This is a genomic window from Maribacter sp. MJ134 (genome assembly GCF_003970695.1).
In the GTDB taxonomy this organism is placed as follows: domain Bacteria; phylum Bacteroidota; class Bacteroidia; order Flavobacteriales; family Flavobacteriaceae; genus Maribacter.
The window spans coordinates 3,578,932-3,604,057 of sequence record NZ_CP034570.1 but is presented as its reverse complement, the minus strand read 5'-3'; the positions used below and the strand labels follow the sequence as shown (position 1 = coordinate 3,604,057).

The 25,126-nt window shown below is 39.3% G+C and carries 25 protein-coding genes; 12 read left to right on the top strand and 13 right to left on the bottom strand.

Annotated elements, in window-relative coordinates; genetic code table 11:
- The first annotated feature begins 44 nt into the window (after window positions 1-44).
- The 5 genes from EJ994_RS15640 (at window position 45) to EJ994_RS15620 (ending at window position 6,228) form a co-directional block, all read left to right on the top strand.
- Window positions 45-2,867 (top strand): TonB-dependent receptor, encoded by a 2,823-nt coding sequence (locus EJ994_RS15640; protein ID WP_126593337.1) that lies wholly within the window; start codon window positions 45-47, stop codon window positions 2,865-2,867.
- A gap of 31 nt (window positions 2,868-2,898) precedes the next feature.
- Window positions 2,899-4,101, top strand: a complete 1,203-nt coding sequence (locus EJ994_RS15635) for a multidrug transporter (RefSeq protein WP_126593336.1) — start codon at window positions 2,899-2,901, stop codon at window positions 4,099-4,101.
- A gap of 147 nt (window positions 4,102-4,248) precedes the next feature.
- Window positions 4,249-4,557 carry a T9SS type A sorting domain-containing protein gene (locus EJ994_RS15630; protein WP_099572360.1) on the top strand — a complete coding sequence of 103 codons (309 nt, stop codon included), beginning with the start codon at window positions 4,249-4,251 and terminating at the stop codon, window positions 4,555-4,557.
- A gap of 271 nt (window positions 4,558-4,828) precedes the next feature.
- The gene (locus EJ994_RS15625) at window positions 4,829-5,152 is read left to right on the top strand and encodes a T9SS type A sorting domain-containing protein (protein ID WP_099572361.1); all 324 of its coding nucleotides are present in this window, start codon (window positions 4,829-4,831) and stop codon (window positions 5,150-5,152) included.
- Between the two features lie 98 nt (window positions 5,153-5,250).
- Window positions 5,251-6,228, top strand: a complete 978-nt coding sequence (locus EJ994_RS15620) for an acyl transferase (RefSeq protein WP_126593335.1) — start codon at window positions 5,251-5,253, stop codon at window positions 6,226-6,228.
- On the opposite strand, the gene EJ994_RS15615 is transcribed toward EJ994_RS15620, so the two are convergent.
- From EJ994_RS15615 to tyrS, 4 genes are all read right to left on the bottom strand, one after another.
- Window positions 6,225-6,674 (bottom strand): hypothetical protein, encoded by a 450-nt coding sequence (locus tag EJ994_RS15615; RefSeq protein WP_126593334.1) that lies wholly within the window; start codon window positions 6,672-6,674, stop codon window positions 6,225-6,227. The two genes, EJ994_RS15620 and EJ994_RS15615, sit on opposite strands and share 4 nt — an antisense overlap.
- Window positions 6,675-6,746: 72 nt before the next feature.
- Window positions 6,747-7,280, bottom strand: a complete 534-nt coding sequence (locus EJ994_RS15610; protein WP_126593333.1) for a hypothetical protein — start codon at window positions 7,278-7,280, stop codon at window positions 6,747-6,749.
- A gap of 74 nt (window positions 7,281-7,354) precedes the next feature.
- Complete coding sequence (locus tag EJ994_RS15605; RefSeq protein WP_126593332.1) at window positions 7,355-7,750, bottom strand: hypothetical protein; 396 nt, start codon at window positions 7,748-7,750, stop codon at window positions 7,355-7,357.
- A gap of 18 nt (window positions 7,751-7,768) precedes the next feature.
- Window positions 7,769-9,067 (bottom strand): tyrosine--tRNA ligase, encoded by a 1,299-nt coding sequence (gene tyrS / locus EJ994_RS15600; RefSeq protein WP_126593331.1) that lies wholly within the window; start codon window positions 9,065-9,067, stop codon window positions 7,769-7,771.
- A 102-nt stretch (window positions 9,068-9,169) separates the two neighbouring features.
- Here tyrS and EJ994_RS15595 point away from each other — a divergent pair, with 102 nt between their 5' ends.
- Window positions 9,170-10,177 carry an SDR family oxidoreductase gene (locus tag EJ994_RS15595; protein WP_126593330.1) on the top strand — a complete coding sequence of 336 codons (1,008 nt, stop codon included), beginning with the start codon at window positions 9,170-9,172 and terminating at the stop codon, window positions 10,175-10,177.
- A gap of 108 nt (window positions 10,178-10,285) precedes the next feature.
- On the opposite strand, the gene EJ994_RS15590 is transcribed toward EJ994_RS15595, so the two are convergent.
- Genes EJ994_RS15590 through EJ994_RS15580 form a run of 3 tightly spaced genes read right to left on the bottom strand, consistent with a single transcriptional unit; the run spans window position 10,286 to window position 12,758 of the window.
- Window positions 10,286-10,693, bottom strand: coding sequence for a DUF4296 domain-containing protein (locus tag EJ994_RS15590; protein WP_126593329.1), 408 nt, complete (start codon window positions 10,691-10,693; stop codon window positions 10,286-10,288).
- Window positions 10,690-12,027, bottom strand: a complete 1,338-nt coding sequence (locus EJ994_RS15585) for a dihydroorotase (protein ID WP_126593328.1) — start codon at window positions 12,025-12,027, stop codon at window positions 10,690-10,692. Before EJ994_RS15585 ends, EJ994_RS15590 begins: the two co-directional genes overlap by 4 nt.
- 2 nt (window positions 12,028-12,029) lie before the next feature.
- On the bottom strand, window positions 12,030-12,758 hold the full coding sequence (locus EJ994_RS15580) for a polyprenol monophosphomannose synthase (protein WP_126593327.1): 729 nt from the start codon (window positions 12,756-12,758) through the stop codon (window positions 12,030-12,032).
- Between the two features lie 119 nt (window positions 12,759-12,877).
- On the opposite strand from EJ994_RS15580, the gene EJ994_RS15575 reads away from it, so the two are divergent.
- From EJ994_RS15575 to EJ994_RS15565, 3 genes are read left to right on the top strand one after another with little or no spacing between them, the layout of a single operon-like run.
- Window positions 12,878-14,551 carry an ArnT family glycosyltransferase gene (locus EJ994_RS15575; protein ID WP_126593326.1) on the top strand — a complete coding sequence of 558 codons (1,674 nt, stop codon included), beginning with the start codon at window positions 12,878-12,880 and terminating at the stop codon, window positions 14,549-14,551.
- Window positions 14,551-15,204, top strand: a complete 654-nt coding sequence (locus EJ994_RS15570) for a DUF4271 domain-containing protein (protein WP_126593325.1) — start codon at window positions 14,551-14,553, stop codon at window positions 15,202-15,204. Before EJ994_RS15575 ends, EJ994_RS15570 begins: the two co-directional genes overlap by 1 nt.
- An 8-nt stretch (window positions 15,205-15,212) precedes the next feature.
- A complete protein-coding gene (locus tag EJ994_RS15565; protein ID WP_099572373.1) occupies window positions 15,213-15,956 on the top strand; it encodes a uroporphyrinogen-III synthase in 744 nt (247 codons plus the stop codon).
- Between the two features lie 56 nt (window positions 15,957-16,012).
- Here EJ994_RS15565 and pckA read toward each other — a convergent pair whose 3' ends face one another.
- The 3 genes from pckA to EJ994_RS15550 all read right to left on the bottom strand — a co-directional run bounded on the left by pckA (window position 16,013) and on the right by EJ994_RS15550 (window position 19,764).
- Window positions 16,013-17,629, bottom strand: a complete 1,617-nt coding sequence (pckA, locus tag EJ994_RS15560; protein WP_126593324.1) for a phosphoenolpyruvate carboxykinase (ATP) — start codon at window positions 17,627-17,629, stop codon at window positions 16,013-16,015.
- A 268-nt stretch (window positions 17,630-17,897) separates the two neighbouring features.
- Complete coding sequence (locus EJ994_RS15555) at window positions 17,898-19,367, bottom strand: SLC13 family permease (protein WP_126593323.1); 1,470 nt, start codon at window positions 19,365-19,367, stop codon at window positions 17,898-17,900.
- Complete coding sequence (locus EJ994_RS15550; protein ID WP_126593322.1) at window positions 19,360-19,764, bottom strand: DUF423 domain-containing protein; 405 nt, start codon at window positions 19,762-19,764, stop codon at window positions 19,360-19,362. The genes EJ994_RS15555 and EJ994_RS15550 overlap by 8 nt, the downstream gene beginning before the upstream one ends.
- A gap of 82 nt (window positions 19,765-19,846) precedes the next feature.
- Between EJ994_RS15550 and EJ994_RS15545 the strand changes: the two genes are divergently transcribed.
- The 3 genes from EJ994_RS15545 to EJ994_RS15535 all read left to right on the top strand — a co-directional run bounded on the left by EJ994_RS15545 (window position 19,847) and on the right by EJ994_RS15535 (window position 22,722).
- Window positions 19,847-21,220: a saccharopine dehydrogenase family protein gene (locus EJ994_RS15545; protein WP_126593321.1), complete on the top strand. Its 1,374-nt coding sequence runs from the start codon at window positions 19,847-19,849 to the stop codon at window positions 21,218-21,220.
- A gap of 78 nt (window positions 21,221-21,298) precedes the next feature.
- Window positions 21,299-21,769, top strand: coding sequence for an Lrp/AsnC ligand binding domain-containing protein (locus EJ994_RS15540; protein WP_099572378.1), 471 nt, complete (start codon window positions 21,299-21,301; stop codon window positions 21,767-21,769).
- 14 nt (window positions 21,770-21,783) lie between these two features.
- Window positions 21,784-22,722, top strand: a complete 939-nt coding sequence (locus tag EJ994_RS15535) for a lipid A-modifier LpxR family protein (RefSeq protein ID WP_126593320.1) — start codon at window positions 21,784-21,786, stop codon at window positions 22,720-22,722.
- Between the two features lie 56 nt (window positions 22,723-22,778).
- Here the strand turns inward: EJ994_RS15535 and EJ994_RS15530 are convergent, their stop codons facing one another.
- The 3 genes from EJ994_RS15530 to EJ994_RS15520 form a co-directional block, all read right to left on the bottom strand.
- Window positions 22,779-23,474: a zinc metallopeptidase gene (locus EJ994_RS15530; RefSeq protein WP_126593319.1), complete on the bottom strand. Its 696-nt coding sequence runs from the start codon at window positions 23,472-23,474 to the stop codon at window positions 22,779-22,781.
- A 145-nt stretch (window positions 23,475-23,619) separates the two neighbouring features.
- Complete coding sequence (gene ald, locus EJ994_RS15525; RefSeq protein ID WP_099572383.1) at window positions 23,620-24,720, bottom strand: alanine dehydrogenase; 1,101 nt, start codon at window positions 24,718-24,720, stop codon at window positions 23,620-23,622.
- A 141-nt stretch (window positions 24,721-24,861) separates the two neighbouring features.
- Complete coding sequence (locus EJ994_RS15520; protein WP_099572384.1) at window positions 24,862-25,116, bottom strand: SemiSWEET family sugar transporter; 255 nt, start codon at window positions 25,114-25,116, stop codon at window positions 24,862-24,864.
- Window positions 25,117-25,126: the final 10 nt, after the last annotated feature.

The following is a 25,126-nucleotide window of genomic DNA, read 5'->3' as shown; positions in this document are numbered from 1 at the left end:
AGAGGCGTCTTTCTTTGCCTCGGATTTTAGAACCACTATATTCGATGAAGAAATTATTACTTTTAGTGTTGTTATTAGGCTTATTCAATGCTGCCGCGCAGGATACGGGAAGTATTGTAGGAAAGCTAATCGACAAAGAGGTCAATGATGAGCCGTTAGCTTTCGCTAACGTATTGATCAAGGGTACAACAAAAGGAACTACCTCCGATTTTGACGGATTATACGAAATCGCCAACCTAGAACCAGGAACCTACACCGTAGTTTATAGTTACCTAGGATATGAAACTGTAGAAATCCCCGCTGTTGAAGTTGTCGCGGGAAAGGTTTCAACGATAAATGTTCCCATGAGCGCCTCAGCCGGGGTTTCTTTAGATGAAGTTGTAGTTACCGTTTCCTCTAGAAAAGATTCCGAGGTAGCACTTTTGTTACAACAAAAAAATGCTACGGTAATGCAGGAAGCCATTAGCGCAGAGGCCTTGACCCTAAAGGGAATAGACGATGCCGCAGCGGCGGTTTCTCAAATTTCGGGTATCTCAAAACAAGAAGGCTCTAGTAATGTTTACGTCCGTGGACTTGGAGATCGTTACCAGAACACTACGATGAACGGTTTGTCCTTACCCTCTAATGATGTCAATAAAAAGAATATAGACCTGAATCTATTTTCATCTAGCATTATTGAAAATGTTTCTGTGAGCAAGGCGTACAACTCCTCTTTTTATGGAGATTTTGCCGCTGGAAACGTCAATATTGACTCTAAAGAATATACAGGAGACGGGTATTTAGAAGTGGCTTTAGGTAGCGGAATCAATTCCAACGCCATTGGTGAAGACTTTTTACAAAGTGAAGGCACTAGCTTTTTTGGCTTTTACAACAGATATAATAACAACCCTTTTGCGGTAATCCTATCACATGGAATAGACCCCGAAAGCATGGCTGCCCCTATTAATATTAACGGGGCTATTGAAGGTGGTTACTCTATCAATTTAAGCGAAGAATCCAGACTTAGTTTCTTTGGAACAGCGAGCTTTAGCAATGGTTATGAATTTTTAGAAGGACCCGCCAGGGATTTTACCAATGTATTAAAGTTTGATTTCCCTAACACGGAAGAATATGCATATAATACCACGACTACTGCTCTTGGTAACATCGTTTACAAAATAAACAACGAGCACAAACTAAAATATAGTTCCCTGTTCATAAACAGTGCTACTGATGCAGTTAGTTTCTTTGGGTCGCAAGGTCAGGGTTTTAATCGTGATGGTATTACTTCGGATGACGGATTCTTCATTTCCAACATCCAATTTAATCAAGATATGATTTTTGTAAACCAGATTACAGGGCAGCATCGATTTGATGAAAAATGGATTTTAGACTGGGGTAGCGGATATAACAAAGTCTTTTCCGACGAACCGGATAGAAAACGAATTACTTTGGAAAATTATCAATTTGCACTGGATAACGACCCAACCACGAATCCCGTTTTCTTTACGAACACCGCTTTTGAGAATCAACGTTTCTTTCAAAGTATTGAAGACGACGAACTCAATAGTTTTATCAACCTAACCAATGTTATCTCTGAAAAATTCACCTTAAAATTTGGTTACAACGGTAGAACCAAGGAAAGAAATTTCAGCAGTATACGCTACGGATATAGAGTTTTTGACCGTACAACACCTGTAACGGATGTCAATGATTTCGATTCTTTTTTCACCATTGAAAATAGTAGCCTTGGAACTGCAGAAGGTGCCCTTTATGAAATAAGGAACCTTAACCCTATTAATAACGACATTGGCGCAGTTAACAGACCTGGTCTACCGGATAACACCTATCAGGGTAATTTGGATATACACGCAGGATTCTTAACCGCTGAATGGAGCGTAAACGATAAGTTTTTGGTTGTACCCGGAATACGGGCAGAATCCGTAAGCCAGAACATAACATATGATGTGATTAACCTTCCTCCTTCGGACCCCGGATTTAGAGATATCTATGAGAATATCTTTCTACCTAGTTTAAACCTGCGCTATAAATTAACGGAGAACTCCAATCTAAGGTTTGGATTTAGTAATACGGTATCCTTTCCCGAATTTAAGGAGGTTGCTCCCTTTGTTTACGAAGGTGTTACGCAGCGTTTTGGTGGTAATCCGGATTTGTTCGGAGGAAAGAACGGAGATGGTGTTAACTTTTCTGATATCTATAACTTTGACCTTAAGTACGAGTGGTTCATGGAGCGTGGTGAGCTGATTTCTTTAGCTGCATTTGGAAAACTCATAAACGACCCGGTAAACCTAGTCATTGCCGCAGATGCTACGGGAACACAACGTCTTTTCCGTACCGGAGAACAAGCGCAGGTAATCGGGTTTGAGGTAGAGGCTAGAAAAAACTTGATTACTGACGAAGATGAAAAAGCGATATTGTCTTTAGGTCTAAATGCGGCGTATACCTATACCAACCAAGACCTGAGAAATATAGAAGCAGGGGATGAAAATACTTTTGGGACCACCTTTGACCGTGATTCTGATGCACTGCAAGGAGCATCGCCCTTCATTATAAATACAGATTTAAATTATAGCCCGTCTTTTGAAAATTACAACCCAAAGGCAACTCTCGTTTTCTCCTATTTTTCTGACCGGATAGCTGCGCTCGGGGCAGGTTCTTTAGGAAATATTGTAGAAAAAGCGGTTCCGACCCTAAATTTCATTTGGAAAAACCCGATTGGTGAACATTTTGAAGCTAATCTAAGTGCCACCAACTTATTAAATCCGGATATCTCACTAGTTAGGGAAAATACGGGCAATGGTGATATCGCTATCAGGGAATACAATCTTGGAATCAACGTAGGATTAACTCTTAAATATAAATTTTAAAACTCCATAATTACATTTTAAACACAAAACAATGAAAAATAAACTTTTAGTACTTGGTATAGTAGCATCACTATTCTTATCCTGTGAACGTGATGACACGGCAGATATCGTGATTACAGATAATAGCGTTACAACGATCAATAATACAACGGGAGAAGAGAACGGTAACGAGGAAGAAACGGTAGTATTAACACCAGCTTCCGGTTCTATAACCGAGAACTTAACTTTAGAAGCGAGCAAAGAATATATTCTTAACGGTGCTACAATCGTAGCTTCTGGCGCGGTACTTACCATAGAGCCTGGAACGATCATTAAGGCAGAGGCAGGTCCTAACGTGTACTTAGCCGTAGAACAGGGTGCACAAATCATAGCCAACGGAACGGCTTCTAATCCCATTATTTTTACCTCTAATTCCACTACGCCCGCAGCTGGCGATTGGGGAGGTATCATTCTTTTAGGCAGAGCTCCTGTTAACTCGGTTACGGGAACTTCCACAGCAACATCAGAAATTGGAAATTTGCCATACGGAGGTAATATCGCCGATGATAACTCTGGTGTTCTACGCTATGTGCGTGTACAGTACTCCGGTGGTGCTGCGGATGGTCAATCAGAAAACAATGGTTTTTCCTTCTACGGTGTAGGTAACGGAACTACTATAGAATACATACAAGCCTTTGAAGGTGCTGATGACGGAGTAGAATTTTTTGGAGGTACTGTAAATGCTAGCTTCGTTGCCGTAGTTAATGCGGAAGATGATTCCATAGATTGGACGGAAGGCTATAACGGAACTATCACGGATGCCTATGTTTTACAAGGAAACGGTATTGGTGATGAAGCTTTTGAATGCGATGGGTTCAATACGGATTTCACAAATGCTTCAGGAGCTTTTTCCAATCCTACGGTGAACAATGTAACCATCGAAAGTGAAAGTGGTGCTAACGATAGCACAAGAGGATTTTTACTTAGAGCGGGCACACAAGGTACTTTTAGCAATATTCTGATTATCGGGAAAAACACTGGTATTTCCGTAGATGACGATGAGGCTTCTACACCTACCTCTAGTGGTATTGCAGACGGTACATTAAGTTTTACCGATGTTACATTTACAGATGTTAGCGCAAATACCGCTATAGACGGCACTGCAACAGAAGCTGAGCTGGTAAGCGGTATAGGAAATGGAACAGGTACCAATGTTTCTTCTTGGGGAGCAGGATGGACAGCAGGGATTAACTAAAAAATACACCTTGAGAATTATTAAAAAGCCTACATTTTGTAGGCTTTTTTACATTTCATCGAAAAATTTGAATAAAGCTCTTATTCTATTGACGTTCAGGGGCTATAATTCCTATATTTGTGGCATAGCATTTGTAACCAGCTATATATGAAGCACCTTTACCTTATAATTTTCTTCTTATTTATATCCTTTAGTTACGGTCAGAGTACCGGAAGTACAGGGGATATTGAAGGTTTTCACATGTACCCAAACCCGGTTACTAGTGGAAAGGTCTATATTTCTACTGCTGAAAACAATCCCAAGGAAATTTTAATATATGATGTTCTCGGAACCTTGGTTTTAAAGACAACTATTCTTGGAAAAGAACTAAGACTTACAGATTTGGACGCCGGAGTGTATGTGCTAAGGGTATTCGAAAAAGACAAAATGGCTACACGTAAACTTGTCATTAAGTAAATGACCTACGGGCCAATCGTATTGGACTTGAGAAGGAAAGTCAATACTTATTTTGAGGTAATCATCAGAACATTAAAAATCTAGATTATCGTATAAATAATTAGCTTCACTGCATTAATCTCTTTTTTAAAACATCGATTATCCGTCAAAAAAATCGACCAATTACCTAGTCTATTTTATTGACCTACAAATTATTAGCTTTCACAACATTTTTGTGCAATTCATCTAGCATAGGATTACTTTTACCGTGTTGATCCCAAATCAATACCAAATGAAAATAATCTACATTATCCTCTTTATTGGTTTTTCCCTTACCGCGTCTGGTCAAGACTCGATTGATTTCCGAAATCTAAGGAATGACGAAATTACCGGATTTAAGCTTTATCCAAATCCTGCTACTGCAGATGTGGTATACGTGACAACAGAACGCAATAATACCAAAGAGATAAAAGTATATGACGTTTTTGGAGAATTGGTCTTAACCGATCGGATTTCTAATAAAGCCTTGAACATTTCACGTCTTGCACCAGGAGTTTATGTAGTACAGGTCACGGAAAACGAGAAGTCTATAAACCGAAAGCTGGTTGTAAAATAAAGAAGCTTAATTATCGGTTTTAAAACAGTAAGATTCCATATTAAATTCTAACATTGATTTCGTTCCCTTCAGTACCTTTGCTATTCTAGGCATTGCTGATGAATCATAAGAATATTTTTAAGATTAAAACGGAGGACGAATTTTTATCGACTGCACTCTCCGTATTTCACCATCAATATGCTAATAATTCCGTTTACAGAGCGTTTTGCCAACATTTAAACGTATTGCCTAAAAAGGTTACGACCTTACATCAAATTCCTTTTTTACCCATTCAATTTTTTAAGGAAAAACAAATACTAAGCACGACTGAGTCCCCACAAATAACCTTTACGAGTAGCGGCACCACGGGCACCTCAACTAGCAAACATTTCGTTACCGATATCAATCTTTATACCCAGAGTTATTATTGTGCCTTTCAGCAATTTTATGGATCTCCGGAGGACTATTGTATTCTAGCGCTGCTGCCCTCCTATTTAGAGAGAGAAGGCTCATCGTTGATATATATGGTGAATGATCTTATTGAAAAATCCAATCACCCCAAAAGCGGCTTTTTCCTCAATGATTTTGAAAATCTCAAAGATACTTTAGAAGGGTTAAAAGTTGCTAAAACAAAAACACTTTTAATAGGGGTCTCCTTTGCCCTTCTAGATTTCTCCGAACAGTATCATCTAGAACTTAAAGAAACCATTATCATGGAGACCGGCGGCATGAAAGGACGTCGAAAAGAAATGATAAGACCGGAACTTCATGAAAAGCTAAAATTTGGGTTTGGGGTAGACCAAATTCATTCAGAATACGGTATGACCGAATTACTCTCACAGGCCTACTCTACGGGCAAGGGAATTTTTGCATGTCCGCCATGGATGAAAGTACTCTCCAGGGATACTGAAGACGCCCTGACCATTAACGGATTTAAGAAAACAGGGGGACTAAATATTATAGATTTGGCCAATATAAATTCTTGCTCCTTTATCGCCACTCAAGATTTAGGAAAAACCTATGCTGATGGTACTTTTGAAATTCTTGGCCGTTTTGACCATTCCGATATAAGGGGATGCAATTTAATGGCGCTTTAGTCTTTCACAAGCACATAGTCCAAGCCTGGTCCATCACAAGCCTGCCATGTGTTAGAGAGAGCAATTGAGGAGCGGAATACCAGAACCTCGGTTCTATCGCCATTGCAGCTTCCTATTAAGTTTTCACCACTAGCATAGGTGAGCTCTAGATAGTCTGCCTCATCATTACCATACTCCATTAAAACGAATGTTCCCGTAGCTTCAAAAACAGCACCCGCTGTTTCTCTTCTCTTAAGGAAAGAGCCGTCCGGATTAAACACGTAAAATTCTTGCCATTCCATATTTTCTCCCGTCGTTTCAGCGTTTTCAAAACTTCCGGACATACGTACCAATTGCCATTTTTGTGCCGTATAAAGCACATCTATCTCACCAGTTTCCAAGTCCTCAGAATTGGAACACGTGAAAAGGCAGATACTTAAGAGAATACTTAGTAGGCTATTTCTCATAAAGAAGACTATTGCAATTTAAACTAAGATGCGGAATGGCAGGATTAGTTGCGTTGTCTATGAATAATACCTCTAAAGCCCTAAGATTTTTGCATCTACGAAAAACATAGAATTCACTTCTAGTTCATGATCTGTGCTAAGTAGTTCGTCCGTAACGGTGTTCAGACGAAGGCTAAACTTGTCGGACTTAATATAATCCTTAAGGTCTATATCCGAAGTATCTAGGTTTAACCTTGTTCCGGTGTTATCTGAAACCTCCGCCAGTGACGCAATTTGAATCTCATCTAGACCGTCTGCAGAAATGAAAACTGAAATTGACTCCAAAAAACTAAAATCGGCCCCATCCGGAGAAATAATGACCAACTCTAATTGTGTTAATTTTATTTCCTCTATGAGGTCTTTTCTTGTATCGTTAATCTCAAATTCTGATTCCGAATTCGTCTCCGTTTCTGGAGTAAAAACATCAAAAGGCAAGTCTACACCGGTTGAAGAAGGAATGGTGGCCCTTTGGCTGTATTCTATATCAAATTTGGTGAGCTCGTCTAGTTTATCACAACTATAAAATGTTATGACAATAAATAAAGTGAAAAGTGTATGGCGCAACATATAAACAGTTTTATAGTACACTAACGCCAGAAAGCCCTGATTATTGAATATAAAAGGGTTTAATCAGCACTCGTTCATCTTCTAAAAGAATACGTGACCTCATCATCGGAGAGATTAGGGTTGTCCTCGAAAACCAATTGGAGCGACGAAGTGCCTTTAACGGTAAATGTGTAGGCTTCGTCGTCGGAAAACTGTAACCGGCTTTCTTCACCACTATAAGCGTACGTTCCTGATTCTTTAAAATAGGTGTCGCGACCAGAATTCTCAACAGTGACTTTATTGGCATCGGTATCAAAAATTAGTCTTGTGGTGGAGAAATCGGTGCCCTCCTCAAAAAAACAGAAACAAGTTATGTTAGTCAATACCCATTCCCCTGCTAGAGCATCGTCTTCCGGGTCGCCAACCTCATCATTAGAGCACGAAAACGAAATACACAGTATACCCATTAAAACCAACCATTTCTTCATCATATACAATTTAAGTTATTATTACGAGGCTACTACGAGCACAAAGTAACTCTTTTTACCACGCTGAAGCAACACATATTTACCGTCAATTAGATCGTTCTTCTTGATTAAAAAATCCTCTTTGACCTTTTCCTTGTTTACCGATATTGAATTTTGTTTGAGCTCTCTCCTCGCTTCGCCATTAGAGGCCAAAAAACCTGTCTTAGCGGCGAGAGCAGCGATCATATCCATACCATCTTCCAAATCGGCCGCAGAAACCTCTGCTTGCGGAACACCTTCAAAAACGTCTAAAAACGTTTTCTCGTTCAACCCCTTTAAGTCTTCCGATGTAGATTTTCCAAAAAGAATGGCACTTGCTTTTATGGCATTGTCCAAATCTTCTTGGGAATGGACCATCACCGTAATTTCCTCGGCCAGTTTCTTTTGAAGCAATCTTAAATGGGGCGCTTCCTGATGCTTTGAGATGAGTTCTTCAATATCAGTTTTAGAAATAAACGTGAAGATCTTTATATACTTTTCAGCATCTGCATCAGAGGTATTTAACCAATATTGATAGAACTTATATGGCGATGTACGGTCTGCGTCTAGCCACACATTACCACTTTCAGTCTTACCAAACTTGGTTCCATCTGCTTTTGTAATTAAGGGGCATGTTAACGCATAGCCTTTTCCGCCCCCAATTCTTCTAATCAGCTCTGTTCCCGTAGTAATATTTCCCCATTGATCACTACCTCCCATTTGTAGGGTGCAGTTGTGTTCTTTGTAAAGATGTAAAAAATCATATCCTTGGACCAGTTGATAGGTAAACTCCGTAAAGGACATTCCCTCTTTAGCCTCCGCGGATAGCCTCTTTTTTACAGAGTCTTTGGACATCATATAATTTACCGTAATATGCTTACCAACATCGCGGATAAAATCGAGAAAGGAGAAATCTTTCATCCAATCGTAGTTGTTCACTAAAACTGCGGCGTTGGGCGCATCACTTTCAAAATCCAGAAAACGAGATAACTGCTCCTTTAGCGCTGCTTGATTATGTCTAAGGGTCTCCTCGTCCAAAAGATTTCGCTCGGCCGACTTCCCGGAAGGGTCACCAATCATGCCCGTAGCTCCCCCGATTAATGCATAAGGTTTATGACCCGCCAATTGAAAGTGTCGCAACATCATAACACCCACCAAATGACCTATATGTAAAGAATCTGCAGTGGGGTCAATACCAACATAGGCAGACTGCATGCCCTCCATAAGATAGTTCTCCGTTCCGGGCATCGCATCATGCAACATTCCCCTCCATTCCAATTCCTTGACAAAATTTGAAGCCATTCTTTTTCAATATATATGAATTACAAATATAAAAGGAAAAATGCTGTCGCTCTTACTGAACACTTCAAGAATTTATCCAGTAGTAATGCATAACTTTGGCTTATGATTCTCGTTACCGGCGGTACTGGATTGGTGGGTGCACATCTACTTTATAGATTAACGTCATCAAATAAAAACGTTAGGGCCATATATAGGTCAGATGCTACATTGGAACGGGTTAAGAAGACCTTCTCCTATTACACTGATATTCCAGAACTTCTCTTTGATAAAATTGAATGGGTAAAAGCAGATATTTTAGACCTACCGTCCATGGAACTGGCATTTAAAGAAATAGATCAGGTCTACCATGCCGCCGCCCTAATTTCATTTAACCCGAGAGACTATAAATTATTGCGCAAAGTTAATGTCGAAGGCACCGCTAATGTTGTAAATCTTTGTATTGCATATCGCGTAAAAAAACTCTGCTATGTGAGTACCATAGGGGCAATAGGAAGAAGCACACCTGGTCTTGTATCCAACGAAGAAAACGAATGGACGGAACAACATACCAATGTCTATGCCCTGAGCAAATATGATGCCGAGTTGGAGGTCTGGCGCGGTTCTCAAGAAAATTTACCGGTAGTTATTGTAAACCCTGGCGTAATTCTAGGTCCCGGCCATTGGGAAAGTGGTAGCGGGAAGTTATTCTCCACCGCATTTAAAGGGTACTCCTATTTTCCACCCGGTGGTACAGGTTTCGTGACAGTTTTTGATGTAGTAAAATCGATGTTAGAACTAATGGATTCTTCAATTGTTAATGAACGTTTTATACTTGTAGGGGAAAATCTTAGTTATCAGGAAATCCTAATCCGTTTAGCCAAAGAATTCGGGCGACCAAAGCCAACAAAACAATTGCAGGTTTGGCAACTACAAATAGGAAGAATTGTTGACTGGTTAAAGGCCCTAATTACGGGAAGTGAAAGAAAAATTACAAAAAATACCATCTACTCCCTACTACATCAGGAAACCTACAGTAACGAAAAAATTAAGCGAACATTAGAGTTCAAATTTGATTCCCTTAACGATACGATTGAATTGAGTTGTCAAAAATATATTGAGGAACAGTCTTAGTATGCGTAGGTAGTTGAACATCTTTTTGCTGTAGTAAATGACCTCGGGTAAAGCTCCAGAGCCATTAGAAGCAGAGCCAACATTTATTTGGACGCAAGCTTCGGAACATCATAAATCTTGATTATCCAGTAAATCCTTTTCTTCCCGTTGCAGGAGTTTTAGACTATCGTTACGCTCTTTTAATTCCTTTAACCGTTGTTTCTCCTCTTCCAGTAAACTTTCTACCTCTTTATAAATACCTTCATATTCCAATGGTATGGATGCGTAGTATCTATCGCTATCTACGAACCTAGTGCTATCAACATTATATTTGTCAAAGACATAGGTGGTAGGATCTATACCATTTTCTTTCAATTTTCCGATATTGGTACTTTTAGCGGCATTTACGATGGCCATGTCCTTTAATATAAGTACCATCTGATCCCTAGCGATTAAATTCTCTGGTTGCTCTATTAATTTCTCGCCGCAGGAAACAAGAAAGACAATACTCGCGAATAACATTACCCGTTTCATCATAATCTGTTAAATGTAAGTCTCTTCGCATTACGTTCTTCTGAAAAAACACCTTTTTCGTAGGCCAAATGACCATTGACCAAAGTGTGGGTAACCTTAGATTTAAATGAAGTTCCTTCAAAAGGAGACCATCCGCATTTGTAAGCTATATTTTCTTTGGTCACTTTCCACGATTCTTGTAAGTCTACTACGGCGAGGTCGGCGAAATAACCCTCTTTAACGTAACCTCTTTTATCAATTTGAAATAATATGGCAGGATTATGACACATTTTCTGAACAATCGTCTCCAAGCTAATCTTACCTTCTAAATGTTTTTCTAGCATAGCGGGTAATGCGTGTTGTACTAAAGGACCGCCGCTAGGAGCTTTGGTGTATACATTATCTTTTTCTTCCATGGTATGCGGAGCATGGTCCGTAGCAACTACATCAATCCTATCGTCCAAGAGTGCCTCCCAGAGCATATCCCTATCTTGGGCAGTTTTTACAGCGGGATTCCACTTTATCAATGTTCCTTTGTTTTCATAATCGTTATCGGAAAACCAAAGGTGATGAATACAAACCTCTGCCGTAATCTTTTTATCACGCAGGGGAATATCATTTCTGAACAATGCCGTCTCTTTTCCCGTAGACAAGTGAAAAACATGGAGTCGTGCCCCTGTTTTCTCCGCAAGGGCAATAGCCCTAGAAGATGATAAGTAACAGGCCTCTTCACTCCTAATCAAAGGATGATATTTTACAGGTATATCCTCTCCATATTCTGCCTTGTATTGCTCTAAATTTTGTCGCACGGTGGTTTCATCCTCACAATGCACGGAAATGACCATATCCGTATTTCTAAAAATACTTTCAATGACTTTTTCATTATCTACAAGCATATTTCCCGTAGACGAACCTAAAAATAATTTTATTCCTGAGCAGGAATTTTTATCCAACCGCTTCAACTCTTCCAGATTGTCGTTCGTGCCGCCGAACAAAAAAGAATAATTGGCAAAGGAACTTCTAGACGCTGTAGCAAACTTAGCTTCTAAAGCATCAATACTTGTAGATTGCGGATTGGTATTGGGTTGTTCCATAAAAGTAGTAATACCGCCAGCTACGGCCGCTCTACTTTCTGTGGCTATATTTCCTTTATGGGTTAATCCCGGTTCTCGGAAATGTACCTGGTCATCGATTACACCAGGCAGAATATGTTTACCTTGTACATCTATAACTTTTGCAGAAGTATCGGAAATGTCCCTTGCAATTTTTAAAATTATATCCCCATCAACCAGAACATCTAGCTCCTGAATTGCACCTTCATTGACAACTTTTCCATTTTTCAAAAGTATTCTTCCCATACTTAAAATCTATTTTTCTGAAACAAACTCCTTAATTTCATTGACAAGACTCCCCAAATGGCCTCACTGATTATGGAAGAACTCATTTTGGATTTCCCCAATACACGGTCCTTAAATATAATGGAAACCTCCTCTATCCTGTAGTTTTTTAGATACGCCCTAAATTTCATTTCTATTTGAAATGCGTAACCAACAAAACGCACGGAGTCCAAATTAATATGCTCTAATACATGTCTCTTATAACAAACAAAACCCGCTGTTGGATCATGTACCCGCATCCCCGTAATCATCTTTACATAAAAGGATGCGCCGTAGGATAACAACACGCGATATAATGGCCAGTTTACAACATTTACTCCTTTTTTATATCTAGACCCTACCGCAACATCAGCGCCATTTTCACAGGCTTTCAACAAGCGAAGTAAATCCGTTGGATTATGTGAAAAATCGGCATCCATTTCAAAAATATAGTCGTACCGCTTCGCTATTGCCCACTTAAAACCATGTATGTAGGCCGTTCCCAAACCAGCTTTCTCCGTTCTTGTCTCTAAAAACAAGCGGCCCTTAAATTCCTCCTGTAAACCTATTACACATGCTCCGGTCTTATCTGGAGAATTATCATCTACCACCAAAACATGAAACTGTTTCGGTAATTGAAACACCGCTCTAATGATAGCCTCAATGTTTTCAATTTCGTTGTATGTCGGAATTATTACAATACTGTTAGACATAAAAAAATAACGTATATCAACAAAAGTACTACTTTAATGGTGGTGGTAAAATGCCTTCGCCGGCTTTATGATATTTTTAAAAAAATGAATTCGTAATTTTGCACCTTCAACAACCATCAATGTTTAAGAAAATACCCAAACCATTTTATTATTTTCTTTCAGTTTTTCTGTTACTCAACCTAGTTCAATCCTATTTTACGGAACTCATCTTTGATGAATCTTACTACTGGTATTATAGTCAGAACATGGCCTGGGGGTACTTTGACCACCCTCCTATGGTAGCACTCCTCATTAAAATAAGCAGTCTTTTTTTTGATGGAGAACTGGGCGTACGTTTTATGAGCTGCCTTCTTTCCGCCGCAAACCTAATCGTTCTTTGGTTGCTGATAGACCACCCTAAGAAGAAAGACTACGTTGTTCATTTCTTTGTACTAACGTTCTCCATGACGCTGCTTAACGCGTACGGATTTTTCACTCTACCAGATACGCCGTTGCTATTCTTTACATCATGCTTTTTATTGATCTATAAAAAGTTCATTGAAAAGCCTTCCTTAGGGCTGTCCGTCCTATTAGGCATTGTCATGGCCTGTTTAATGTACAGTAAATACCATGCCGTATTGGTCATCTTATTTGTGTTATTATCCAACTTTAAGCTTCTAAAAAACAGATTTGCCTGGTATGCCGTAATCGTGGCCTTACTATGCTATATGCCTCATTTCTATTGGCTATATGACAATAACTTGGTTTCCATTAAATATCACCTCTATGAACGCCCTAATGGCGCCTATAGTTTTGAGAAATATACATTGGGTTATTTTGTAAATCTCGTTGCTATTTTTGGGTTGACTTTCCCCTTTATCTATTATGCTTTATTCAAGACCAAAGCAAGTTCCCTGTTCAACAAAGCGCTGTTATTTTTAACGTATGGAGTTCTTATTTTCTTTTTCATTTCCAGTTTTAACAGGAGAATACAAACGCAATGGATAATTATTATTTGTATTCCAATGGTTATTATAACGTTTAATTATATGCTAGTCAACAGAACTTCTATGCGATGGATCTATAGACTGGGTTTGGCCAATGTGGTCGTTATTCTGTATTTGCGAGTGGGCCTAGTCCACCAACCTTTACTCTTTAATGTTTTCTATGAAAGCCACGGGAATAAAGATTGGGTAAAACAGATTAAAGATGAGGTTGGAGATATGCCCGTGGTTTTCGAAAATTCCTATCGAAGGGCACCTATGTACGCCTTTTATTCTGGCGGAAACACTTCCTTTTCCTTGAATAACGTACAGTACCGCAAAAATCAATATTCCATAGAAGATACGGAAGAAGAGGTCAGGAATAGAGAGGTGCTTTACGTTTCAAAATATATTACCGACGGAACTTTTGACTACACCAAAACTGATGGTAGTGTATTTCACGCCAATTACATTGAAAATTTCAATTCCTATCGCAAATTAGAATGTATCGTAGAGACGAGTGAAGAAAAAGTAAGTGTCGGGCAGGAGATATCGCTAAAAGTCTATAATCCCTATGAATTTGACATTAAGCTTAACACCTTAAAATTTGCAGCGGCCTACCTGGACAATTATAAAAAAACGCAACATGTAATTCCTATTTTGGTTTCTCCAATGGATTCCACTACGACCGTCTTAATTTCAAAGGACACTACAAATTTCACTACAATACTTCCCAAAACTAAAAAAGATAGTCTTGGCTATGTGAGAATCGTAATATCAGAGAACGGCCTATACTTTGGTCTTAACGGTAAACCCATACCTTTGCAGTAATGGAACCTATACTTAGAGCGGCAAATTCTGAAGATTGGATTACCATAATTCTTTTTGGTAGCCTTCTCTTTGTGTTGGCCGCTAAAACTATGTTCTATTCCCGTTTTCTAAATTTTATGATTTTACCTTTCAATAACAAGTACATTTTTATGTACAATAAAAAGGAAAAGCTATACAACTGGTTCCATATATTGTTCACCATTTTTCAGGTTATCAATACGTCTCTGTTTTTATTCTTGGCATGGAAAAGCTATGAAAAGCCAGAATCAAATAACTATCCCTTTATTTTTCCAATCATTTTATTGGTGTTTTTTCTTTTTTTGACGGTAAAGGTATTATTGCAACTTACCAATGGTTTCATATTCGGTTCTCAAAAGACTTTTTCGGAAATTATTTTTAAAAAGCTCTCGTATTTAAATTATTCGGGATTAATCCTATTTATTGCCAATATCGTTTTAAGCTTCGTTTATGTAGATTCCAAAACAATTGTGGTATTGGCCTTAATTTTATTCTTAGGAGTTAACATAATAGGTTGGGTTACAGTTTTAAAGAATCACCAAAAATTGATAACTTCCTACTTTTTCTATTTTATTTTGTACCTTTGCGCACTCGAAATTGCACCCTTAGTAATTATGGGAAGCTTCCTTAAATAGTGCACTATATGAAAGTAAAGACAATTTTGGTCTCTCAGCCCGAGCCGAAAATGGAAAATTCTCCCTATTCCAAACTTATCGACAAGGAAAAAGTAAAGGTGGATTTTAGACCATTCATTCACGTAGAAGGTGTTGATGCCAAGAACGTAAGGCAGCAAAAAATTGACCTTAAGGATTACAGCGCCATTATACTTACCAGCAGAAATGCGGTGGATCATTTTTTTAGAATAGCTGAAGAGATGCGCTTTAAGGTTCCGGATAGTATGAAGTATTTTTGCCAGTCGGAAGCTGTTGCCTATTACCTTCAGAAATATGTGGTGTACAGAAAACGTAAGATTTATGTTGGAAAACGTTTATTCTCTGAACTGGTTCCGTTGATTAAAAAATATAAGGACGAAAAGTTCTTTTTGCCATCCTCGGATGTTCTAAAACCTGCAGTTCCGGAAACATTGGACACCTTAGGAATCTCATGGCAACGTGGTATTTTCTATAAAACAGTAATTAGTGACCTCTCGGATTTAAGGGATGTTTATTATGATGTATTGGTATTCTTTAGTCCATCCGGAATAGAATCCCTTCTTCACAATTTCCCGGATTTTGAACAAAACGACACAAGAATAGCCGTGTTTGGAAACTCCACGGTAGACGCAGCCACAGATGCTGGACTCAGAATAGATATAAAAGCACCGACGCCAGAAACACCTTCCATGACCATGGCCTTGCAAAAATATATCACGAGTGTAAATAAGTAAGATAGAAGTAATCATAAAAAAGCCCGGTCATTTATTTGACCGGGCTTTTTTAGTGATTAAAAGGCATATCGCTGCGGACCTCCTCTTCTTATTTCCTCGCTTGCATAGGACTCGAACTTTTTAAAATTCTCCCTAAATGCGTTTGATAGTTTAAAGGCTGTAGTATAATATTTTTCGTCATTGTTCCAAGTAGCCCTGGGACTCAACACGCTCGTTGGTACCCCTGGACATTCCCTTGGTTGTGCCACTCCAAAAACGGAATGGATGTGATAGTTGTCATAGGAATACAGGCCTAATTGTCCGCTCAAGGCCGCACTTATCATAGCCCTAGTGTATTTTAACTTCATTCGTGTTCCCACCCCGTAAGGTCCGCCTGTCCAACCCGTATTAACGAGCCAAACATCAACACCGGATTCTTTCATTTTCTTGCTAAGCATCTCCGCATATTTGGTAGGATGTAAAGGCATAAAAGGCGCTCCAAAACAGGCCGAAAAGGAAGGCACCGGCTCAACAACGCCAGCTTCAGTGCCTGCAACTTTAGCGGTATACCCAGATATAAAGTGATAAGCCGCTTGGCTAGGTGTTAGTTTAGATATTGGAGGTAGTACACCAAAGGCATCGGCAGTCAAGAAAAATATATTCTTAACATTCTCACCAATGGAAGGCTCTTGGATATTATCGATATGATGTATGGGATAACTTACCCTTGTGTTTTGCGTTATGGACGTATCCGCGAAATCTACGTTACCATTATTGTCCAAGACCACATTTTCCAATATTGCCCCTGGTTTTATGGCCCCATAAATTTCAGGCTCCTGCTCCTTTGAAAGGTTGATTACCTTGGCGTAACAACCGCCTTCAAAATTAAAAACGGTATTGGCATTTGTCCAACCATGTTCATCATCTCCTATTAGTTTTCTGTTTGGGTCAGTAGATAAGGTAGTTTTACCGGTTCCCGACAAACCAAAGAATATGGCCGTATCTCCATCAACACCAACATTAGAGGAGCAATGCATGGGTAGCGTATTCTTATAAACGGGCAATATAAAGTTCAAAGCGGAAAAAATGCCTTTTTTAATTTCTCCCGTGTATCCCGTACCACCTATTAAGGCAATTTTTTTTGTGAAGTTTAAAATGGCAAAGTTATGCTGACGCGTTCCGTCTTCATCAGCATCGGCCATAAATCCAGGTGCATTGATGACCGTCCATTCCGGATCAAAGTCATGTAGTTCTTCTTCCGTAGGCCTAAGAAACATGTTATAGGCAAACATATTTGACCAGGGATACTCGTTAATCACCCTGATATTTAATAGATATTCAGGGTCTGCACAGGCATAACTATCCCTAACAAATAACTCTTTTTCGTTAAGATAAGCAATGACCTTATCATATAGCTTATCAAACTTATCGGTATCAAAAGGAATGTTGACCGGTCCCCACCAAATTTTATCTTCTGTAATTTTATCCTTTACGATAAAGCGATCCATAGGAGACCTACCTGTAAATTCTCCGGTGTTAACGGCCAAGGTGCCATTAGCGGTTTCAGTCCCCATATCCTTATCCACAGTTATCTTCTGAAGATCTATGGGATCTAATTGATAATGCACATTACGATGCGTAATTCCATAATCATTCAACGAAAACGTTTTCGTATTCTGGTCTATTGCACTCATAAAAATAAAATTTAGTTTGTGCAAAGCTATATAATTAATATACCAAGCGCCTTAATTTTAGGTTTTATTAGCCAATATACACGTTGAATTGTTATATCCTTACCGTATGGATATATCTCTTAAAATTTTAGACGGATTATCAGGAAATCCATTATTTTATTTTAATGAAATTGAAAATTCTTTAGCATTTTACTAATGCATAATTTACGATTATGATAAAAATCACTATTTTTTTTTAATAGTTTGATATATAATAGACCTAAATCTGCTATTTTTTTAAGCTATTCGGAAACCCTTCAATAACAAAGTCCCACAGTACCGGGAGGGCGAAATAAACAAATAAGGTAAGTATAAGAATGGATATTATATTCATAAAAAGACCTTTTTTGACCATGTCCGGGATGCGCAAATACCCCGATCCGAATACCACGGCATTGGGTGGTGTTGCTACAGGCAACATAAAGGCACAGGATGCTGCCACGGCTGCTCCCACCATTAATGCAAAGGGGTGTACATTTATCGTTAGTGCCATGGGCGCAAGAACGGGCAGCAACATAGCCGTTGTAGCCAAATTTGAGGTAATCTCGGTTAAAAAATTAACCGCGGCAATCAATACCAATATCAATACTATAATGGATAGCCCGGACAAGGATGTCATTTGGCTTCCTATCCACACGGCCAGACCGCTCACCTCAAAACCCTTGGCCAAGGCCATTCCGCCACCGAACAGTAAAATAATCCCCCAAGGCATTTGTACCGCTTCTTCCCAATTGATCAATTGTTCTTTTCTATTTCTGGCAGGTATTAGGAATAGCACTATGGCAAAACAGATTGCAATTATGGTATCGTCCAATCCTGGTAAAAACTGTTGCAAAAGAAAGGACCTTGTAATCCAACAAAAAGCGGTGAACGCAAAAATAAAACCAACTGATTTTTCCTCATAGCTAATTTTTCCCAGAAGCTGTAATTGTCTTTTAATCTCTTCTTTACCGCCAGGGAACTCCGTTTGTTTAAAAGAAAATGCATATCGGGTAAGGTATTTCCAACAGATAAAGAGGAGTATGATAGAAATGGGAAGCCCAAATGTAAACCACTGCATAAAGGTAATTTCATAACCGTACGTATCCAAAACAACACCGGCCAGGACCAAATTAGGTGGCGTACCAATCAAGGTAGCGACCCCACCGATAGAAGCGCTGTAAGCTATACCAAGCATCAAGGCTTTTCCGAATATGAGGTTCTCATCTTCTATGGTATCTGGATTGTCCCTTAACTGTTTAATTATTGCAATTCCTATGGGCAACATCATAACCGCGGTGGCGGTATTGGAAATCCACATGGACAGAAATGCCGTTGCCATCATAAAACCCAGTATAATTTTACGAATGTCCGAGCCAATAAAATTTATAATGTTCAGCGCAATACGTTTATGAAGGTTCCATTTCTCGATGGCTATGGCGATAATAAATCCTCCCATATAAAGGAAGACATACTTATGGCCAAAAGAGCCAGAAGTGGTCGGTAAATCCAAACCTCCCGATAACGGAAACAATACTAAAGGTAACAAAGCGGTGACCGCAATTGGTATGGCTTCGGTAATCCACCAAATGGCAATCCAAATCGTAGTAGCCAATACGGCGTTCGCCTCTTTTGATAAATCTTCTGGATGAAAAAATGATAATATCAGAAAAAATGAAATAGGCCCTAAAACTAGGCCCAGCAGTCTTGTTCTATTCATTTTGGAGCGTATTGGACTTCATTTTCAAGAAATTATAGGCCAAGATTCCCCATGCCATTATCTGAAGTGTTCCTCCTATCGGAGTTAAAAAACCAATCTTCTTAAAATCAAAATCAACCAATTCGTTTATGGCTAAAAGATATAACGAGAAAGAGAACAATATAATCCCAGAAACAATTAAATAGAAAACTATACGCCTTATATTACGAGCCAAACCGGGTAAAACACCCAAAATAAAAAGTAAAAACACATGGTACATTTGGTAGCGCACCCCGGTTTCAAATGTTTCAATAGCATCAGCAGTTATGAGCTTTTCCAAACCGTGGGCCCCAAAAGCCCCAAGGATAATAGTCAACATTCCTAGAAGACAGGCTATTCCAAAAATTGTTTTGTTCATAACTTAACAGATGTGTTTTTTTATAAATGTAACAATTTGATATCTTAGTTCATCGTTATTAAAACAAAAGTAAGCAATACTCATGTCGAGAAAAATTTTGGTTGTAGGTGCAGGAAAGTCCACCTCTTATTTATTGGATTACTTTCTAGAAAAATCAGAAGAAGAGCAGTTGCATCTTACGATAGGTGATTTAAATCCAAAGGCCATCCCGGAACATATCAGTTCCCATAATAATTGTTCGGCCATTACATTAGATGTTTTCAATGACGAGGACAGGGCCAAGGCCATACAAGAAGCGGATATCATTGTATCTATGCTCCCCGCGAGATTTCACATAAAGGTGGCTAAAGATTGTGTACACTTCAAAAAGCATTTGGTGACCGCATCCTATGTGAGTGAAGAAATAAAAGCTTTGGATGAAAAGGTCAAAGAACATGGCCTCGTTTTCATGAACGAAATAGGTCTGGACCCTGGCATAGATCATATGAGTGCCATGCAGGTCATTGACCGCATACGCATGGAAGGTGGCAAAATAGTGCTGTTCGAATCATTTACCGGTGGTCTGGTAGCTACTGAGAGCGACAACAACTTATGGAATTATAAATTTACCTGGAACCCTAGAAACGTTGTCTTAGCCGGACAAGGTGGAACGGCACAGTTTATTCAAGAAGGTACCTATAAATATATTCCGTACCACAAACTCTTTAGACGTACCGAGTTTTTTAAAATTGAAGGATATGGAACCTTTGAAGGGTATGCCAACAGGGATTCCTTAAATTATAGGGATGCCTACGGCCTGCAAGATGCCCTGACCATCTATAGGGGAACTATGAGACGTGTAGGGTTTTCAAAAGCTTGGAACATGTTCGTACAACTTGGAATGACAGATGATAGTTATACCGTAAAGGACTCCAAAAATATGAGCTACCGAGAATTCGTAAATCTTTTTCTACCCTATTCCCCGACGGATTCCGTGGAACTGAAACTACGTCATTATTTAAAAATCGACCAGGATGATATTATGTGGGGAAAGCTACTGGAGCTTAACTTATTCGATGCCAATAAAAAGATAGCCCTTAAAAATGCTACCCCCGCCCAGATGCTCCAGAAAATTCTGGAAGATAGCTGGACGCTAGAAGAAGACGACAAAGATATGATCGTCATGTACCATAAATTTGGCTACGAGCTAGGAGGTAAAAAGAAACAAATTGATGCGAATATGGCGGTAATCGGCAAAAACCAGACCCATACGGCCATGGCAAAAACAGTGGGTTTGCCCGTCGCCATTGCAACATTGCTCATTCTTAATAAAAAAATTAGTACTCCCGGAGTTCAGATTCCGATAACCAAAGAAGTGTACGACCCCATATTGAAAGAGCTGGAACATTATGGCATTCGATTTAAGGAGTTTGATGTTCCCTATGTTGGCTATAATCCTGATGTCGTGGACCAGTAATAGGAAATCAGTTTCTTAAGGCAATCTATCATTTTCGTATTTAATTTCTACATTTGAGCTTAATTTGAAAGCAGAAGTATGAAGTTGAATAACACTAATGTTAAGATTGATGGAATAGACAAAAAAATCCTAAGGTTTCTAATGAGCGACGCCCGTAAACCCGTTTTGGAAATCGCCCGAAGTATCGGAATTTCCGGAGCAGCTATTCATCAACGTCTTCGCAAATTGGAAGCTTCCGGACTGTTGGCGGGTTCTAAATTTATCATCAATCCTAAAATTATTGGATATACTACTATGGCCTATATCGGTATTTATCTGGATAAAGCCATGAGCAATCCCGTTGCCGTAAAACAATTAGAAAAAATACCCGAAGTATTGGAATGCCACTACACCACTGGAAATTGGTCCATCCTCATTAAAATACTTTGTAAGGATAACGAACACCTAATGCATGTATTGAACAAAGAGATACAGCAAATAGAAGGTGTATCCAGAACGGAAACTTTTATCTCTTTAGCCCAACAGATTGATAGGCAGATCACTATTTGACGACTTATGGGGTAATGTTAAACAACTCAATCCTGTTTTGGAGTTTATGTATTTGGTGTGTACTTGCCCCCGAAGCTATCATATCTCAAGGTCTTGCAGATAATTCTGGCCCTAGTCACCAAATAGAATTTAGACATGATAATGATTTTTTATTTTTAACGGACAGGTATTATTCCTCAGGACTTTTTATAACCTATCGCACCCTTTTGAATAAGGGATTTTTAAAAAAAGGTGAAGAACAACTGTCATTTAGCCTAAGTCAAGAAGTATATACTCCCTCTCAAACCCAAGCTACAAATCCAGAAGTTTTTGATATACCCTACGCAGGGTTTTCGGGCCTGACCGCTTCATGGTCTGTAGCAAAAGAAAACGAACTAATATCAGCAAGTGTATTACTGGGTGTAGCAGGGCCTAATTCTGGGGCAGGTGGTTTTCAAAGATGGTTTCATAATGTGGTGGATATCTCCGAATCTCCTTTATGGATAGATGAACTACCGAATAGTTTTCATGCAAATCTATACTTTTCGCAGATTAAGGAATGGAATATCTCTTCAGCGCCCTTAGGCATTCTTTTTGCCTTTAAGTCAAATCTTGCCTTAGGCACTCGCGATATATACATAGAACCCGAAGGAATATTTTATTTTGGAAAAAGAAATGAACTTCCCCAAAGCATTGCTTATGACAGGATAAGATCCGTAGATAGGGAAATATATGTAGGATTTCGGTTTTCGTATCGGCAGGTTTTTCATAATGGCCTTCTAGAAGGCAACCTGATTAACAATAACGCGGCCTTCACAACGCCTGCCACAAATTCCGTATTGAGACTTGGTTTAGATTTTAACAATCGGTTCAAGCGGAGCGACGTTAAATTCGGTATTCGCTACAATACCGCAGAAAGCCCTTTGGCCAAAGCACATAAATACATTATACTCGCCTACGGTTATCGTTTTTAACAAAAAAAAGCCTATTTATTCAAATAGGCCTTTCTTTAATCTATACGTTCAAAAATTTAATCTCTTCCACCAAAAACCTGTAGACCCCAATAGACCAAAGTGGCCAGGGATCCAATAGCCGCAACTAAATAGGTTCTAGCAGCCCATTTCAAAGCGTCCTCAGATCCTTTATATTCCGCCTGCGTAACAATATTCTTATTCTTTAACCAAGCAAGCGCCCTATTACTAGCATCATATTCTACGGGTAGTGTGATAAAGCTGAACAAGGTAGCGAAACTCATCATCACCAATCCGGCGACCGCTACCCAATATCCAAGTCCAACGCCAGCGGCCGCTCCAAGTGCCAAACCACCAAAAACTATCCAGGTAGACATGCTGGATGTTACGCTTACTATAGGAACCAACTTGGAACGCATTCCCAGCCACTCATAGGCCGTAGCATGCTGTACGGCATGACCTACTTCATGCGCAGCTACCGCAGCGGCAGATGCATTTCTTTGGTTATAAACACCCTCGCTCAAGTTTACCGTTTTGTTCTTTGGATTGTAATGGTCCGTTAACATCCCAGGCGTAGAAACCACTTTTACATCTCTAATACCGTGATCATCCAACATCTTCTGAGCAATTTCTGCTCCACTCATCCCATTTTGTAAATGAACCTTTGAATAGTGCTTGAACTTGCTTTTTAAGCGACTGCTCACCAACCAGCTCACCAAAGCGATTGCACCTATCAAAATATAATATCCCATCATAACTTTTCAATTTTAAAACTTATTAAATATACTAAAGATTCCGGCTTCTAAACGAAATCTAATCATGGAAAAGCAAAAACCCCGCCAAACCCTTTTAATTAAACAAAGGGCCTGGCGAGGCTATTTTTACTGACAAAATGTACGGTTAGGCAAAAGCCTCTTCCCAGCCAAATGCTTCAATTATCTCATTATAAACTACTTTTCCCGAAACGATGTTCAACCCTTTATGAAGACTTGCATCTTTTTCACAGGCTGCCTCCCAGCCTAAATTGGCAAGTTTTAAGGCATAAGGCAAGGTAACATTGGTTAAGGCCACGGTAGAGGTATACGGCACGGCACCTGGCATATTTGCCACAGAATAATGTACTACATCATCTATGATATACACAGGGTCCTCATGTGTCGTGGGTTTCGTCGTTTCTACGCATCCGCCTTGGTCCACGGCAACATCTACGATAACCGTTCCCGGACGCATTTCCTTAAGCATATCCCGAGTAATCAGGTTAGGCGCTTTGGCTCCTTTTAACAAAACTCCTCCGATAATAAGGTCATGACTTTTAATATGTTTTCTGATATTATATTCATTGGAAAACTCCGTAACTACATGTGGCGGCATTACATCATTGGCATACCTGAGTCTTTTCATATTAATATCCATGATGGTTACGTGAGCACCTAGACCAGCTGCCATTTTAGCAGCTTGTATCCCCACTACGCCCGCTCCTAAGACCAAAACCCTACCTGGAGCAACTCCTGGCACACCTCCTAAAAGCACCCCTCTGCCCTTTACCGGTTTCTCTAGGTATTTTGCGCCCTGCTGAATGGCCATTCTACCGGCCACCTCGGACATTGGTGTTAATAGCGGTAAAGTTCCTTCCTCATCTTCAACAGTTTCGTAAGCAATGCAAATCGCTTTTTGTTTGATCATGGCTTTCGTCAAAGGCTCACTAGAAGCAAAATGGAAATAAGTGAACAGTAGCTGACCTTCTTTAATCAAATTATATTCCTCTGCTATAGGTTCCTTGACCTTTACGATCATTTCGCTCATGGCGTAGACCTCAGCAATAGTATCCAATATTAACGCTCCCGCCTGTTGGTAATCTTGATCAAAAAAACCACTGCCTTCGCCTGCGGTGGATTGTACATAAACCGTGTGGTTATTTTTAACCAGTTCAAAAACACCGGCCGGCGTCATACCAACCCTGCTTTCATTATTCTTAATCTCTTTAGGAATACCAACAATCATTGTTACATGTTTTAAATTAAGTCGCTAAGTTGTGACAATTAAAACAATACTGAAAGAATTTTTCGATAAAATGCAGGGGTTGTTGGTTATAAATTAATCTTTTTGAATATACACCCCCTATTTTTTAGGGGGTGGGGGATATTATTTATAAATTAATTTCATTAATACCATACATATCAGCAAAACTGCAGTAATGGTGTTGGCTAAAATGATGGGTAAACTTTCTATGAAAAATCCGTAGGTTAACCAAAGTAATGACCCCGTTAACAGCACAGCATACATACTTAAGGAAATATCCTTGGTGGATTTTTCTTTCCAGGTTTTATACACTTGTGGGATAAAGGCGGCGGTGGTCAATGTGGCCGCAACTAGACCTAGAATTTCAATATAATCCATTCTTCCTGTT

Coding starts and splice junctions, on each gene's coding strand:
- EJ994_RS15640 (WP_126593337.1), top strand. CDS start 45: ATGAAGAAATTATTACTTTTAGTGTTGTTATTAGGCTTATTCAATGCT.
- EJ994_RS15635 (WP_126593336.1), top strand. CDS start 2,899: ATGAAAAATAAACTTTTAGTACTTGGTATAGTAGCATCACTATTCTTA.
- EJ994_RS15630 (WP_099572360.1), top strand. CDS start 4,249: ATGAAGCACCTTTACCTTATAATTTTCTTCTTATTTATATCCTTTAGT.
- EJ994_RS15625 (WP_099572361.1), top strand. CDS start 4,829: ATGAAAATAATCTACATTATCCTCTTTATTGGTTTTTCCCTTACCGCG.
- EJ994_RS15620 (WP_126593335.1), top strand. CDS start 5,251: ATGAATCATAAGAATATTTTTAAGATTAAAACGGAGGACGAATTTTTA.
- EJ994_RS15615 (WP_126593334.1), bottom strand. CDS start 6,674: ATGAGAAATAGCCTACTAAGTATTCTCTTAAGTATCTGCCTTTTCACG.
- EJ994_RS15610 (WP_126593333.1), bottom strand. CDS start 7,280: ATGTTGCGCCATACACTTTTCACTTTATTTATTGTCATAACATTTTAT.
- EJ994_RS15605 (WP_126593332.1), bottom strand. CDS start 7,750: ATGATGAAGAAATGGTTGGTTTTAATGGGTATACTGTGTATTTCGTTT.
- tyrS (WP_126593331.1), bottom strand. CDS start 9,067: ATGGCTTCAAATTTTGTCAAGGAATTGGAATGGAGGGGAATGTTGCAT.
- EJ994_RS15595 (WP_126593330.1), top strand. CDS start 9,170: ATGATTCTCGTTACCGGCGGTACTGGATTGGTGGGTGCACATCTACTT.
- EJ994_RS15590 (WP_126593329.1), bottom strand. CDS start 10,693: ATGATGAAACGGGTAATGTTATTCGCGAGTATTGTCTTTCTTGTTTCC.
- EJ994_RS15585 (WP_126593328.1), bottom strand. CDS start 12,027: ATGGGAAGAATACTTTTGAAAAATGGAAAAGTTGTCAATGAAGGTGCA.
- EJ994_RS15580 (WP_126593327.1), bottom strand. CDS start 12,758: ATGTCTAACAGTATTGTAATAATTCCGACATACAACGAAATTGAAAAC.
- EJ994_RS15575 (WP_126593326.1), top strand. CDS start 12,878: ATGTTTAAGAAAATACCCAAACCATTTTATTATTTTCTTTCAGTTTTT.
- EJ994_RS15570 (WP_126593325.1), top strand. CDS start 14,551: ATGGAACCTATACTTAGAGCGGCAAATTCTGAAGATTGGATTACCATA.
- EJ994_RS15565 (WP_099572373.1), top strand. CDS start 15,213: ATGAAAGTAAAGACAATTTTGGTCTCTCAGCCCGAGCCGAAAATGGAA.
- pckA (WP_126593324.1), bottom strand. CDS start 17,629: ATGAGTGCAATAGACCAGAATACGAAAACGTTTTCGTTGAATGATTAT.
- EJ994_RS15555 (WP_126593323.1), bottom strand. CDS start 19,367: ATGAATAGAACAAGACTGCTGGGCCTAGTTTTAGGGCCTATTTCATTT.
- EJ994_RS15550 (WP_126593322.1), bottom strand. CDS start 19,764: ATGAACAAAACAATTTTTGGAATAGCCTGTCTTCTAGGAATGTTGACT.
- EJ994_RS15545 (WP_126593321.1), top strand. CDS start 19,847: ATGTCGAGAAAAATTTTGGTTGTAGGTGCAGGAAAGTCCACCTCTTAT.
- EJ994_RS15540 (WP_099572378.1), top strand. CDS start 21,299: ATGAAGTTGAATAACACTAATGTTAAGATTGATGGAATAGACAAAAAA.
- EJ994_RS15535 (WP_126593320.1), top strand. CDS start 21,784: ATGTTAAACAACTCAATCCTGTTTTGGAGTTTATGTATTTGGTGTGTA.
- EJ994_RS15530 (WP_126593319.1), bottom strand. CDS start 23,474: ATGATGGGATATTATATTTTGATAGGTGCAATCGCTTTGGTGAGCTGG.
- ald (WP_099572383.1), bottom strand. CDS start 24,720: ATGATTGTTGGTATTCCTAAAGAGATTAAGAATAATGAAAGCAGGGTT.
- EJ994_RS15520 (WP_099572384.1), bottom strand. CDS start 25,116: ATGGATTATATTGAAATTCTAGGTCTAGTTGCGGCCACATTGACCACC.